At 36.5% G+C, this 14,546-nt stretch carries 10 protein-coding genes; 6 read left to right on the forward strand and 4 right to left on the reverse strand.

Features of this window, described 5'->3' with window-relative positions; translation table 11 throughout:
• The first annotated feature begins 13 nt into the window (after positions 1-13).
• From M8998_RS03940 to M8998_RS03965, 6 genes are read left to right on the forward strand one after another with little or no spacing between them, the layout of a single operon-like run.
• The gene (locus M8998_RS03940; protein ID WP_249990802.1) at positions 14-1,738 is read left to right on the forward strand and encodes an AAA family ATPase; all 1,725 of its coding nucleotides are present in this window, start codon (positions 14-16) and stop codon (positions 1,736-1,738) included.
• A complete protein-coding gene (locus M8998_RS03945; RefSeq protein WP_249990804.1) occupies positions 1,735-2,961 on the forward strand; it encodes an HNH endonuclease family protein in 1,227 nt (408 codons plus the stop codon). Before M8998_RS03940 ends, M8998_RS03945 begins: the two co-directional genes overlap by 4 nt.
• Positions 2,962-2,985: 24 nt before the next feature.
• Complete coding sequence (locus M8998_RS03950) at positions 2,986-5,418, forward strand: hypothetical protein (RefSeq protein ID WP_249990805.1); 2,433 nt, start codon at positions 2,986-2,988, stop codon at positions 5,416-5,418.
• A gap of 36 nt (positions 5,419-5,454) precedes the next feature.
• Positions 5,455-5,985 (forward strand): hypothetical protein, encoded by a 531-nt coding sequence (locus M8998_RS03955; RefSeq protein ID WP_249990807.1) that lies wholly within the window; start codon positions 5,455-5,457, stop codon positions 5,983-5,985.
• 2 nt (positions 5,986-5,987) lie between these two features.
• Positions 5,988-7,223 carry a DNA sulfur modification protein DndB gene (locus tag M8998_RS03960; protein ID WP_249990808.1) on the forward strand — a complete coding sequence of 412 codons (1,236 nt, stop codon included), beginning with the start codon at positions 5,988-5,990 and terminating at the stop codon, positions 7,221-7,223.
• Between the two features lie 9 nt (positions 7,224-7,232).
• Positions 7,233-8,105, forward strand: coding sequence for a hypothetical protein (locus M8998_RS03965; protein WP_249990810.1), 873 nt, complete (start codon positions 7,233-7,235; stop codon positions 8,103-8,105).
• 8 nt (positions 8,106-8,113) lie between these two features.
• Here the strand turns inward: M8998_RS03965 and M8998_RS03970 are convergent, their stop codons facing one another.
• The 4 genes from M8998_RS03970 to M8998_RS03985 are packed head-to-tail and all read right to left on the reverse strand — an operon-like array spanning position 8,114 to position 14,500.
• The gene (locus tag M8998_RS03970; protein WP_249990811.1) at positions 8,114-9,247 is read right to left on the reverse strand and encodes an adenine nucleotide alpha hydrolase family protein; all 1,134 of its coding nucleotides are present in this window, start codon (positions 9,245-9,247) and stop codon (positions 8,114-8,116) included.
• Position 9,248: 1 nt separating this feature from the next.
• Positions 9,249-12,479, reverse strand: coding sequence for a hypothetical protein (locus M8998_RS03975; RefSeq protein ID WP_249990813.1), 3,231 nt, complete (start codon positions 12,477-12,479; stop codon positions 9,249-9,251).
• Positions 12,466-13,341 carry a DUF4007 family protein gene (locus M8998_RS03980; protein ID WP_249990814.1) on the reverse strand — a complete coding sequence of 292 codons (876 nt, stop codon included), beginning with the start codon at positions 13,339-13,341 and terminating at the stop codon, positions 12,466-12,468. Before M8998_RS03980 ends, M8998_RS03975 begins: the two co-directional genes overlap by 14 nt.
• A 16-nt stretch (positions 13,342-13,357) precedes the next feature.
• Positions 13,358-14,500, reverse strand: coding sequence for a cysteine desulfurase family protein (locus M8998_RS03985; RefSeq protein WP_249990815.1), 1,143 nt, complete (start codon positions 14,498-14,500; stop codon positions 13,358-13,360).
• Positions 14,501-14,546: the final 46 nt, after the last annotated feature.

Below are 14,546 nucleotides of genomic sequence, written 5' to 3' on the forward strand. Positions count from 1 at the left end.
AAATTGTGTCAAAATGGAATTAATTTATTTATGGATAGATGATTTTAGAAATATAAAGCAACAAGAATTTAACTTCTCAAATCAGTATTCTTTAACCTACGACCAAATCTCAAATGAAATATCAGCGACCTCTATAGGCGGTGGACTTGCACTCAAAGAAAAAAATGGAACACTTGAATTTGAGGAGGATTATGAGCATTATTTAAATGATTTTTTTCATCCTAAAATTTCAAACATCACCGCGATTATCGGCAAGAATTCGTCTGGAAAAAGCAATGTGATTGATTTTATCCTCACCGCAATTAGTAGTGGTAGCAGAGGTAAATTGAAAAATAACTATATATTATTATTCAAAAAAAACAGTCAACCCTTTTTCTTTGGCAGGACAGAAAAGAGAGGTACGGAAACTTCTATGCTTAGCTGCCAAGGGATTAAATTAAGTAAAATAAATCCTAGTGATGAATGGGAGTCTATGTTCTATTCAAATGTTGCGGATAATAAAAATTATATATTTGAAGATAGCACCGTCCACAACTTTTCGTTCAAGAATTTAAGTAAACTTCAATCAAATAAAATTAAATTCGTTACATCTCCATCTTTTGACAAAACACTGCGAAGGTTAAGTTCAATAAAGCAGGACACCAAAAATCTACGATTTGTATTTTACCCTACAGCTTACACGGAGTTAAGTAATTCAGACCCTGAAGACCAAAAGATTAAGGGAGTAATTCTTAGATATAGGAGAGCGCTCAAATACGGATCGAATTATAATAAATTTAAATATGGAATAACTATCAACCTACTTTGTTTTTTATACCATAACGGTATTAATATATCTCCTTTGCTAGAGAAAGTTGAAATAGATGGTAAAACCGGCTTTGCAGAAAAAATTGCCTCATTAGACCCAAAGGTGTCAAAATTTCTAACACAATTTGTGGGATATACGGAGTTAGGATCATTATCTAGTAATGATTTCGAACTTTACCAACAACTTCTAAAAGAATTAGTAAATACTCAATATGATTTTGGAGTGGTTGAGAACAATACAGATTCGATAATAGTTGACTTCAGTGAAGATTTCAAATCTATTATTTATAAAAAAGCTGAAATTTTCAATACTCAAACGTTGATATCTCATGATTGGTCTCAATTAAGTTCAGGTATGCGAGCATATCTAAACTTATTCTCTCAATTGTATTATTTAGCTATTCAAATAACTGGTAGCTCTAAAAATTTGCTAATTTGTATAGATGAGGGTGATCTTTACCTTCATCCTGAATGGCAGAAAAACTTCCTTAACGACTTAATAGAATTTGTTACAAGTATTTTTGACACTGGTAAAATTCAAATTATTCTAACCTCTCACTCTCCATTCCTAATATCAGACTTACCAAAAGAAAACATATTACTACTGAATGAATCTGGAGAACCTACGAAGCATCTATTCGCTGATTCTTCATTTGGCGGAAATATTCATCAACTTTTTACAAACCAATTTTTCTTAAGCACTGGGTCTATTGGTGAGTTTGCAAAAATTAAAATTCAAACATTATTAAAAGACATACCTAATATGATAGATGATAATGTCAATAATTATAAAAAGAGAATTGAAATGATTGGCGAACCAATATTACGTTACCGGTTACTAGAAGTTTTCGAGACAAGAATTAAACAGCTTTCTAATGAAAAAAAAATTGACTGGCATATGCAACAAATTGAAAAACTTCGACAAAAATGATTTTTTTAAGTACCATAACGGATTCCATTATGCAATCCCATTTGAAGTACTTTAAGACTTCTACAGGATATTCTAATCTAATTGCTCTTTCTAACGATAATTCCATCCCACCCGAAGAAAGACAATATTTTTTAAGACTTACAGATGATTCAATATTACAATCAATAATCTTAGGCACACCGGATCAACTAAGAAAAGAAATTGAACATTACCAGACGTATTTTGCTAAAAAATATCCCCTGCTCATTCATCATCAGGCCTTTTTAAACTATTTAGATTGGGACGATGTGTATGTACAAATAAATAGGCTAGCAGAAGTTGCAATTGGTAAAACGATAGTAATAAAAACACGAAAACAACTATATAAAAATTTTACAGATTTAATTGAAAAATTAAATACCCCTGAATTAGAGTCGAGGTATGAGATAGATATCTTTTCTATTAAGAATATCAAGAAGATATTCGATACCCTAAAAAACTATTTTAGCTCAGAACTTGGACAATTTTATTCGCGAATCCAATCTGTTTTCGACTATGACGATTTTATTCGAGAAAAGGAGGAGTGGTATGCTTATAAGTTAACGGAACAGTTAGGAGTTAATGTATGCCCATATTGTAATAGAAATTACATTCATACCTCCATCGGTAAATTTGGAAGAACTAGGGCAGAAATAGACCACTTTTATCCAAAATCCAAATATCCATTCTTAGCAATATCTCTTTACAATTTGATTCCCAGTTGCCATGTTTGCAATTCGAATCTTAAAAGATCAAAAGATTTTTATACGGATAAGCATATACATCCTTATGAGCACAATTATACGGATGACTTTCGTTTCGAAATAAGCTACAAACCCGATCCCTTTGTCAGTATCATACCTGAAATAGAAGATTTTACCATTGTACTCACGCCCTTAACTGATGATGATGACAAAAAAGAAGCAATCATGAACTCAGACCAAACGTTTCAAATTGCCCAACTACACGGTTATCACAGAGACATTGCTCAAGAATTATTACTTAGGTCTGTACTTTATAATAAAACTAGAATAACAGAATTAGAAGCCTTTTTAGGAAAAAAGGCTGGAATCAATAATGAGTTTTTGAAGCGGGTGATAATTGGTAATTACGGAGATATGGGTAGCTTCGGAAAGCGACCTTTAGCGAAGTATTCTTATGACATATTGTCCAAAACTGATCTAAAAAAGAATCTTGACCTATAACTATATCTACGGAAATATTGTATTATGAAGACACCAAATCAATTGTTTAAAGATCTTTTCCAATGCCACACAGAGGAAGAAGTAGATACATACATATCTGGAAACACTGATGTTTTCCATCAAAACAACTGGTATCCATTGAGTGGCAATGAGAATAACTACGGTGTAATTGAAAATCAACAAGCCTCGCCTATCGCTGCACTCATTGAAAAAATCACCAATTCTATCGATGCTACACTTATGCGTAGGTGCTACGAGGCTAACATCGATCCAAAATCAGATGATGCTCCAAAGACCATGGAAGAAGCTCGCGAACGCTTTTTTCCTCATTACAAAAATTGGGATCTTACAGGACCTCGCAAGTCGCAAGCAAAAAATATTCAAATCCTTGCAGACGGGCCAAAATTAAACTCTAGTTTGACGATATATGATAACGGTGAAGGGCAACATCCGAAGGACTTAGAAGACACATTCCTTTCATTATTACGTGGCAATAAAAATGAAATCCACTTTGTACAAGGAAAGTACAATATGGGCGGAAGTGGTGCTATTATCTTCTGTGGTAAAAAAGGGTACCAATTGATAGGATCAAGAAGATTTGATAAAAGTGGTGACTTTGGTTTTACCTTGATCAGAGAACATCCCTTGTCCAAAGAAGAGGAAGGTAAGAAGAAAAATACCTGGTACGAGTATCTAAAGATTGATAATAAGATTCCATCTTTCAAAATCGACAAACTTGATCTGAACCTATACGAAACTTTATTTGAAACAGGTTCGATTGTTAAACTGTATTCATACAGGTTACCCGAGGGCAGTCGTTCAGTGATCTCCCGTGATCTCAACCAGAGCCTTAATGAATTTTTATTTAACCCCGCTCTACCGATCCTTACCGTAGATAGGAAGTACCGCTATCCTAAAGATATTAATTTGGAAAGAGATCTCTACGGACTTCAACGACGATTAGAGCAAACCGAAAATAAATATATAGAAGATTTCTTCTCCGAAACATATCGAGAGGAACCATTCGGCTCATTCAAAGTTACATGCTATGTTTTTAAATCCAGAATTGACGGAAAGAATATAAAAGAAACGAAAGCTGCTATACAAAGTGAATTTTTCAAAAACAACATGTCTGTTTTATTCTCTCTGAATGGTCAGGTTCACGGAAGTTACACCTATGAATTTATCACACGCGCACTAAAATTCAACTTACTTAAACACCACCTTCTGATCCATGTAGACTGCACCAATATGGAATATAATTTCCGAAAGGAATTATTTATGGCGTCTCGAGACCGGTTGAAGGATGGAGAAGACACAGCACGGCTTAGAAAGTTCTTGGCTAATAAATTAGGTAGTAAAAATGGGCCATTAGCAGAAATAGAAAAGAGGCGAAAAGACTCCATTTCAGTTGATGCGAAGGATACCACGGAGATGCTAAAATCATTTTCTAAAAATCTCCCAATGGATAGCGAAATGATGAAGCTTTTATCGCAGACTTTCAAACTAGAGCAAAAAAAAGATAAAGCCGAGAGAAAGGATACTGGAAAGAAAAACGAAACCGAAGAAAAAAAACCGTTTCTTCCTAAACGCTTTCCTTCATTCTTCAAGTTTAAAAATGTGAAGAAAGATGGAACTAGTGTCATTAATTTGCCAAGAGGGCAAGACAAATCCATTAGTTTTCAAACCGATGTAGAAAACCACTACTTTGATCGAGTCGAAGAACCCGGAGATTTGAAAATTGCATTGGTGTCCTACAATAAGAAAAATAAGAGCGATGACGGAAACGCGTCACCCGGGATAGACAATGTTGAAGAGATATTAAACATCAATCATTCTAGTCCACGTGACGGGACAATACGACTAAATCTGAAAGCGAAAAATTCTGTACAAGTCGGAGACGAATTAGAAATGAAAGTCACACTCACTGGCGCAGGGGAAGAATTCGAAGAAATATTCTTGGTGAAGGTTGCTGATCCTGAAGCTCCAAAAGTCGTTACTGAAAAGAAAGAGGAAGACGAGCCGTTTGGCTTGCCTCCATTTGTTCTTGTGTATCAGGAACAAATGGAAGGGCATCAAACTTGGGCCGAGGTTGAAGATGGGCTTGGCACCGATATATCCTTTGATACGGTAATGATTCCACAAGTCAGCGATGGCAACCTCGAGAAAGTGGTGATCAATATGGATAGCAAAGTTTTAAAGGATTTCAAAACACAATATAGAAGTGAAGAGCAACTACAGGTGGCAGAGCGTAAATATATATCATCGGTTTACTTCCATACCCTTTTTCTCTACATGATCACTAAAAATCGGAAATACGGCATAGTAAAGCAAGGAGAAAAAGAGGAAGAGACTGTTGAAGTTGAGACCTACCTACAAGACGTATTCTCTAGCTACTATTCTGCCTTTATCTTGAATTTTGGAACGAATGACCTGCTACAGGGGATTGGTGAGTAGTAATAAATGCTATTTGAAAACAAAATATAATTTCACATGACAAACGCCGCTTTTGACTTAGGAGAAGAAATAAAACTACATACATTGGAATTTAAACTACATGTAGGCTTGTGGAATAAATTTAGTAAGACAGGAAAATTAGATCTATCAATTTCCAATTGGAAAAGTATCAAATATTTAAACACAACTGCTACTGCTCTTCATGATGATGTTGCATCGATTCCAAATAGAGTTGGAGGATTATATTTATTTACTATCAAGTGCGACATTTTACCCGGAATAACGGAATTTCCTGTATATATTGGGCGAGCTCAGAAAACAGAAACTCAGAATCTTAGAAAGAGATGTAAGGAGTACTTTCAGAAATTCGCGAAAACAAATGAAAGACCGCTTGTGACAAAGATGTTCAAATATTGGGATAAAAATATCTTCTTATATTACCTACCTCTTGCAACTAACCATGATATTATTAACGATGAGAAAGATTTGATAAACTCACTACTACTTCCTTTTAACACTGAAATTCCAGACGCAGAAACTAAACAAGCAACCTTAGCATTTCCATAACTATGAAAATCCCAGCACTAAGAGCAGAATTAGGTGGTAGAACTTATTATATTGCTACCCTGACATTTCAACAAGTAAATGACTATGTTGAGCGAGTTGATGATGAACTTCACAAATCTGAAAGCTTAAAAGATTTAATACAAAGAAGTATTACAAACAACTACATGAGTATAAAAGACTATATACTTCATCAAGATGAGCGGTTTTTTAACTCTTTGATATTAGCTGTGTATGATGACTATCCTACATGGAGTGAAGTCGAATTACGGTATGATGATCAAAGCTCCTACCAAGTAGGACTTTTGGATTTCCCAGCGAAACACAAGATCTTCCCCGTAGATGGTCAGCATCGTGTAGAAGGAATAAAAGCCGCTATTAAAGAGAATCCAAAATTAAAAGAAGAAAAAATTGCGGCAATTTTTATTGGCCATAAAAATGACGCGAATGGTAAACAAAGCACAAGGCGACTATTTACCACACTGAATAGATACGCCAAACCAGTATCTTTCGATGACACTATTGCTTTAGACGAAGATGACACAGTTGCAATAGTGACCAGAGAATTATTAGAAGAACACAAGCTATTTCAAGGCAAAAGAATTATTTACGCTAAGCAAAAGGCGATACCTTCAAATAATTTCAATGCCATTACCTCGATTATAACACTTTACCAGTGCAATATAGAATTATTTAAAGCATGGCATTATCGATCCAAAAAGAAAAAAGCAACTGCGAAAGTCTTAGCCGAATATCTAAAATTCAGGAAATCTAAAGAGGAAATAGCAGATGTGAAAAAACACATATTTGACTTTTGGAATACATTCTGTAATGAGTTATATGTAATTCAAAAATATCTTAAAAATAGCGAGCCTTATGCTAAACACTTACGAAATAATGAAAATGGTGGTCATTTATTATTTCGCCCAGTTGGTTTATTACCATTTATAAAAGCAATTTCCGAAATACAGATATTAAAAAACACGAATTACACAAGTATATTGTCCACGTTTAATAAAATAGATTTAAATCTATCATCTATTCCTTGGCAAAAGGTCGTTTGGGATTCAGCCACTAAAAGAATGATCATGAATTCCTCTACGTTAACCCAAATGCTGATGGTATATAAATTCGATAGTAAATTAATCTCCGGCGCAAAGCTGGGTAAATTAGAAAAAGAATATGCCTCCAAAATCGATTATGATGGAAAGGTCTCCGAGGTGTTGAAACGAATCAAGTAAGAACCGAACATGAAAACAGAGAGGTCCAATATTAAGTTTCCTCTATGGCGGAAGAAAGTAGATACTTCACTTTTTACCAAGTTAGATACACCTATCCCTAATTGGCTATCACAAGTGTGGGAAATAGAAAGTTTAATTGGATATAACTCGTCAAAGAAGTCGACAGAAACATCAGTACGGCTTATTCTCAACAAAAAAGAATTCAGAGGATCTGTACTTTATACGAAACACTATGGAAAAGAAACAAACTACAAACTCTTCTTTTCGAAAGATTTTGCAGAGGAATTGAAAGATTCCTTTGTAATGAGCTATATGCGAACTCTTGAAAGTAAGCTTCGAAGAGAGAACTCTGAATACACAAATAATATCGAAGATGAAATACCTTTTTGGGAATTCATCGATTTGGAATTTGACAAAATGAATCGAACGTTTTACTGTAATGCCCACTATACTCAAAAGACTATCTTTCCGGAATTGTTTAAGCAGTTCACAAAATCACACCTCTTGAAAGACATGGAAAATCGTCTTCTTGATAAGGGAGAGTTCAAATTTATTAAGCAAGACTGGCGACCAAAATCAGAGCTCAACCTCCAATTATTCGAACATCCAAATTTCATTTATTACTTAATCGACACGCAAAACAAATTATTATATATAGGGGAATCAGAAACGGCCAGGAGAATTCTTCAATTACGACCAGAAATCCCTGAGTGGGATTATTTCAGGATAGATTTTCTCCCTATTTGGATTACACGGAGCCAACGTTTGGAGTTGGAAAGACTGATGATAAGATCATTCGCATCTCTATTGTCCAATTATAAAAAAGTAAAATACATCATTATATCAGAATACTGTCTGGCAAACAAAAAAATCGACTTATGAAAGATTTATTAAATAAAACAGCTTGCACATCCGATCTCTTCTTCTGAAGCAGACATGAGGATATCCATAAGCTTAGAACTTTTAGGCTTATCGGATTTTTGCAGTCTTTTCTGACGCTTAATGTATTCACGCTTGATATTTACAATCCTGTCGGGTAGTATCAACTTTTCTAAAGGCTCATCTTGATTCCATGAGAAATCACCACGTTCATACTCCATTGCTTGCGCAAATAAGTCGGGATGTTGTTCGTATAACCAGACCCACTCTATCTTTTGTTGGAAAAAGCAAAAGTAACAACCAGATCTGCTTCTATTGTAAGTAGCCTTCTCACCGTCAATCTCAAACTCGATCTTATTGTAATAGGCAGGAATACCGACGCCGCTCTCCTCCAACAGTCTGTAGATATCCTCCAATTTCAGCACATCCTTATTGTCAAGAAGAGAAAACGGTTGATCTAGCTTACCTACCGGATAGCCCTCTTGCTTGGCCACGTCAAAAGCTAATCTGTTATAATAAGTAATGCCTAAATCCAAAATCTGGCTAAGCTTCTCATCTTTCGAATAGAGCTCACCTACTGGACGACCTAAAACCTCTAGAAAGCGAACCACTTTATCTGCATCGACATTTTTCTCCGCCCATTCCAGCCTGTCATTGATCTTGCGATTGTCCAATATCTTGGCAACGATATCTTGGCTCCATATACTCTCCCTAAATGGAAATATAGATTGTATTGTCGATTTAGTAGAAATATATCCCTCCCGGTCTTCATCACCACGTATACCCACGTACGAAATTACGGGATCATCGCCCACAAACTTCTCAAATACGTCTAACTTTAGACTCTTCGTGCACCAACGATGTTTTGTATTTGGCAGAAAGCCCCCTAAACTTTTCAACTTATGGTCGAACGGAGCTTCGACACTATCTGAAAAGGCTGCAAGTCGAATAATTTTCTTTCCTAGATAAACCTCAAGATTGTTAATCAGTTGATAAGTTTCTGTTAACTCTTTTCCCGTGTCAGCAGTGTAATATTCGATATCTAGATCTGGATAATTATCTTTCATATAGATAGCCAAAGCCGCAGAATCCTTCCCTCCGGATATCCCTAACACATGCCTCACTTTGTTTGTACTATTTACCATATCAATCCATTTGATCGTTAAGTAATTTTGCTAGTATAAATATATTTAATTTTTTGTCGTCTGTCAAATGCTTTGACAGCTCTGCTTTCCGCTTATCGACTTCCTTTTGCTTTGACTTCGGAATGTTAAGGATATGTTTATTAAGCCCCTTATTGAGACTAGTAATCTCAACTTTTACTGCATCCTGCATGTATTCGCTGGTAACCTTATTTTCTATATCTGCGAAATTATCCAGTTCATGTATCCACTCTTTGAACTTGACGAATAAAACTACTTCTTCTTCATCATTGATATCTTCCAGTTGCTTGCCTATAATAGCATGTGCAAGCGAGCTTAGCCAAGCTGTCTTGTCATCAAGATTAGATTGCAACCTTTGTAAAAAGACTTTTAGATGGGGAGAAACTAAATAGGGCTTCAGTTTGGTAAAGCGATCCTGCAACTCTCTCTTCCAATCTTCAAAATCCAATGATTTACCACCAACGACCTCTTCCAATAGGAACTCTTCAAATCGCTGAATCAAACTATTAAAACTGGAACGGATGTCGGTAATAGATTGTCTTAACTCCACAAAAAATCGCTCTAGTTTTTGAGGGTTTTCGTCCAACTCTCGTAATGAATATCCCAAAGCGGTTGGAAAATCTTCAAAGAATGTTTTCTCCGGATCTGTTGATTCTGCAATAGCCTTTCTCAGATTGGCGATATCTTTCGGCAATCTACTCGTCCGCTTCGAATACTCTGGCAGTTGCATATAAAACGACAAGAATGGTCTAATCATCTCAATAAAACCGGTATTAGACGCACGATCTACTTTATTCTGATTTAGGAGTTCCCGATATTTATTGAAAACAGATAAGTGTATGCCCGTTCCAGAAAATGACTTTAACCAATACTCTGAAGGATTTTTCAACACTAAATCCAGTATATCTGCATTTAGCTTAGGAATAAATCCGTCCTTATTGAAAAATGAAAAATCTGATTGCTTTACTAATAAGAACAAGGGTAAGACAAAATCAATCAGCCCCTTCTTTAGTTTATAAGGTCTCTCCAGCAGTTTATCTGTGAACTCTTGAAGATTAATCTTGCTCGATCTGGCTTCATCTAAGAACTGGATAAATAAAACCCATATAGATTTAAAATTATCTCCGCTCGGTTCACTTAATTCATACGCACCAAATTCATTTCGAGTGTAAAAGCAATTCTCTTTTATTAAAGCTAAGTATATGGTTTTGTCGGGTGGAAACAGATTTGGATTATAAGATAAATCCTCCTCTCCTAAATTGTCACAAATATTATTCAAAAGAGCTTTACGCGCTGTTAGAATAGGTGAAGATAATTTGGTCTTATTGACCATTTCGTTCTTAAATATTGGAGTGCCCCAATAAACATCGGCTACGATATGGCTTAAAAATGTATTCAGTTCTCTCCCACTGGTAATAGTGTCGGTTTGTATTTCTCCCTTATAAAAAACGGTGATCTCGGATGCATCGAAATTGTACAAACTATCCAAGACCATCCTTTCCAACTGCCTAACGGCTTGATCCAGCTGAATAGAAAGTTCCTTCCTAGCCCCTTTATCATCTTCATGCTGTGATTTGGCATATCGAATTTGCTCTACCAGATAGATCTGCGAAAGGATAGTTTCCGATCTTTTATACTGTATATACAGAATTGCCTCTTCCTGCTGAGCACTAAAGTCTTGGATTTGATGAGCATATTCAGCAGGTGAAAAAACTAAATTTATATAACCATCGATCTCGCCTTTCGGCTTTAGCGATAGCGGTTCGTCCGAAAGGACAAAGGAAAAATACCTAGGAGTACCCACCTCCAGTAAAGATTTTTTGGCAAGTGAAGTTGGCAGTTCTAATATATCTTGTAGATAAGAACCAATACTAGAAACCTCGGAAATGTATTTCTTAGCATTTTCGATTTCCAGATCAATATCAACATCGGTATCTTCTACCAAAACAAAACGATCACTATGCTTTCGGAATCGCAGAATATTGACCTGTACTAGACGCTTTAACTCATTCCTTATATTATCAAATGCAAAAGTTAATCGCATGTATTCGCAAAGGAAATCTCCATTGACTGACATCGATTTTTTGGAAAACAACTGTAATAAGCCGACCACTTTTATAATCGCAACCGCTTTAACCAACTCTCCCGCTTCGAAAATACCGATAGCTTTCTCTATATTGTCTTGTAACAGTCGCCAAAGCTGAAAATCAGGATTTTGACGCACCAATAGCTGTTGACTGTAATGGTATATGAGATAATCATATACGTGAGCTAAGGTATAAAACCCTTCGGTGCCGTGGCTAATAAAGTCTTGTATTCCTTGGTAATCTTCTGAGTCCAGAAATGTAAATAAAGACCGATCATTTTGACCATAACGCTGAAGAGCTAATGTCAATATACTTCCTGAAAGAACATCTAACGGTTGTAAGGCTTTCAAAAGGTCTAAACTGAAATAGTCTTTAGTAGGGAAAGCGTTGGACTTTTCCACAACATCCTTTAATTCAATAAGCCGATTTTCATCACCGTATTGACCCACCTTTTTTAACCTTTCTGCAGCGATCAAGAGAAGTTGCTCGGATGGCACATTGAAAGGAATTTCTTGCATACGGCCTTTGACCTTCAGCCATTCCTTCCTCTGTATCTCGCTCAGATGGTATGCATAGGCTGAAAAATCCTGATGAAGCGTGGTAATCAGGATAATGTTGCCGTTTGTATCATTAACTAACTCCGACAATTGTTGAATAAAATAAAAGCTCTTTTCTGGATTATTTTTAGCTGCGAATTCCAAAAATTTCCCAAACTCATCTATTCGTATAATCAGTGCTCTCTCTGACTCTTTTAATTCATTAGCATAAGATTTCAATGACGATAACACTTCAGCTGGTTTGGAATTCAAATCCTTGGCAAACGCTTCTTGTAACGACGTGTATTCGCCTACCAAATCCAAAGTGGTATATCGCGTATAGCCCTTGAGCAGATAATCGAAATGATCGAAAAACTTATTTTCTTTTTCTATAGCATAAGCCAAGGCCCACAAAAAAGTAGACTTTCCTGTACCATAAGCGCCTACGATAGTGAATGAACGATACCCAAGATTGGACGATGCTACAATCTGCTCAAAGGCACGCTGTCCATTGAGGGTACTTACATATTCTAACTCCTGATCCTTGTCACGTATAATATTGACGGAAGGAGAATAATTAAACACCTGCATACGTCAATTTATAATAGTTATTTAAAACGTTGAACTTATTCAAATCTTTAGTCAATTGAAGGACTGGATTACCAGCGGTTTCGGAATAACTACCATATTCGGAAGATATATCGTGCAACAACTCAATGATAGCAGACTCGGTCAATAAGAAGGTATTGCCAACAGAGTTAAAATCGTTGGCGAGATGATTAACACTGATAGAGCTACCATAAGATCCTCTATCCAACAACACAAACAGAAGCGCTTCAATAGGGATATTCTTCTCTCTCGTGTTGAATGTGTAAACATCGAGGGGCTTGTCGTCATGATCTAACCTCTGATAGTTATTGATCAAGCCCAGCTCAAATAATATGGTACTGTAAGCATCTTCCACATCATTGCTCCCGAGTTTGGTATAATTAGCAAAAAAAACTTTAATATCAGAGTTTAAAGTTGCATCGCTAAAAGTTGCTTTCTGCTCCTCAATTTTTCTTTTTAAAAAGTTTAAAAGACGATATTTAGTAAATTCGTTTTTCTGTCTTCTCAGTTCATTAAATACGAGAGGATAAATAGATGATTTACCGCTTTTCATCAGTTGATAATGCAAAAGCCAAAGTGTTAACGGATCCTCTAAATAGGGATCAACCCCATTTTTCCCGAAAACAAAATCCGCAAATTCTGTCAACTGATCATCGTCGCTTAACAATCCAAAAGCCTTTAGCCAAAAACGAATAGAAGCGACCATATTTTTTCCAACGCCAAGATCTACTACTGCGTCACTATCGGTAAATCTCTTACCCGCTCTAACGAAATCATAGCCTTTTTTTAACCAATATATTTTGCACGCAAACGTTTCGTGCCCTGAAAATGATAATTTCCTCATGAATTAATACTTTACACTAGCATGCCATTGACCGCAGCTGTACAACCGCTTTCTGTACCATTGCTATCGTCTGTTTGACTTCCTCGCCTGTATTGAATCGTCCCAAGCTAAATCGGATAGCCGTATTCGCTTGTTCGGTACTACAACCCATTGAAAGTAATACATGCGACGGCTCCATCACAAAGGAATGACACGCCGAACCGTTGGATACGCAAATTTCATTTAATACCATTAAAAGTGCATCATTGTCTACCCTCTCAAAACGCATATTACTCGTGTTATAAATACGCGATCCTTTGGAACCATTGACGTACGCACCTTCTATCTTTAAAAGTTGAGTTTCCAATATATCCCGTAAACGCGCTATTCTATTGCTATCTGGCAACATATCGTACTGCGCCACTTCAGCAGCTTTTCCTAAGCCCACAATCCCTGGTACATTCAACGTACCGCTTCGCAGCCCGCGCTCGTGTCCACCACCATATAGCATTGTCTTCAACTTAATACGCGGATTAACATAAAGCCCTCCTATCCCTTTGGGACCATAAAACTTATGCGCAGAAAAAGTCAGCACATCGATATAGTCGCTGGCCTCGATAGGTAACTTGCCCACCGCCTGTGTACCGTCAGTCATAAATAATGCTCCGTTTTCATGGGCTATATCGGCGATGGCCTCGATGTCTTGTATAACGCCCGTCTCATTATTTACGTGCATCACACAGACCAATACGGTACTGTCTTTAAAAGCATCTTTCAACTCAGCAAAGTCAATAAGCCCAAACGAATTAACCGAAAGATAAGTGACTTCTACCCCTATCGTTTCCAAATATCGACAGGTATCCAATACCGCGGGATGCTCTGTTTTTACGGTGATAATATGTTTCGACTTTCCATTTTTCTCAGGCAGTCCTTGAAGTGCAAGATTAATCGCCTCCGTCGCTCCGGCAGTGAAATAGATATCTTCTGCATTGACATCAATTAAATCACCCATTTGCCCACGCGCTCGATCGACAGCTTTTTTCAATTGCTTCCCCATCCGATGACTGCTCGAGGCGTTGCCATACATATCTGTCAAATACGGCATCATCACCTCCAATACCTTAGGATCCAGAGGTGTAGTGGCATTGTTATCCAGATAGATAAAGTTATTGTTCGGCATGTGTCTCATTGTTCTCCGACAAGGAACAAATATAGCTTTAAAATAT

The organism is Sphingobacterium sp. lm-10 (assembly GCF_023554555.1).
GTDB lineage: Bacteria > Bacteroidota > Bacteroidia > Sphingobacteriales > Sphingobacteriaceae > Sphingobacterium.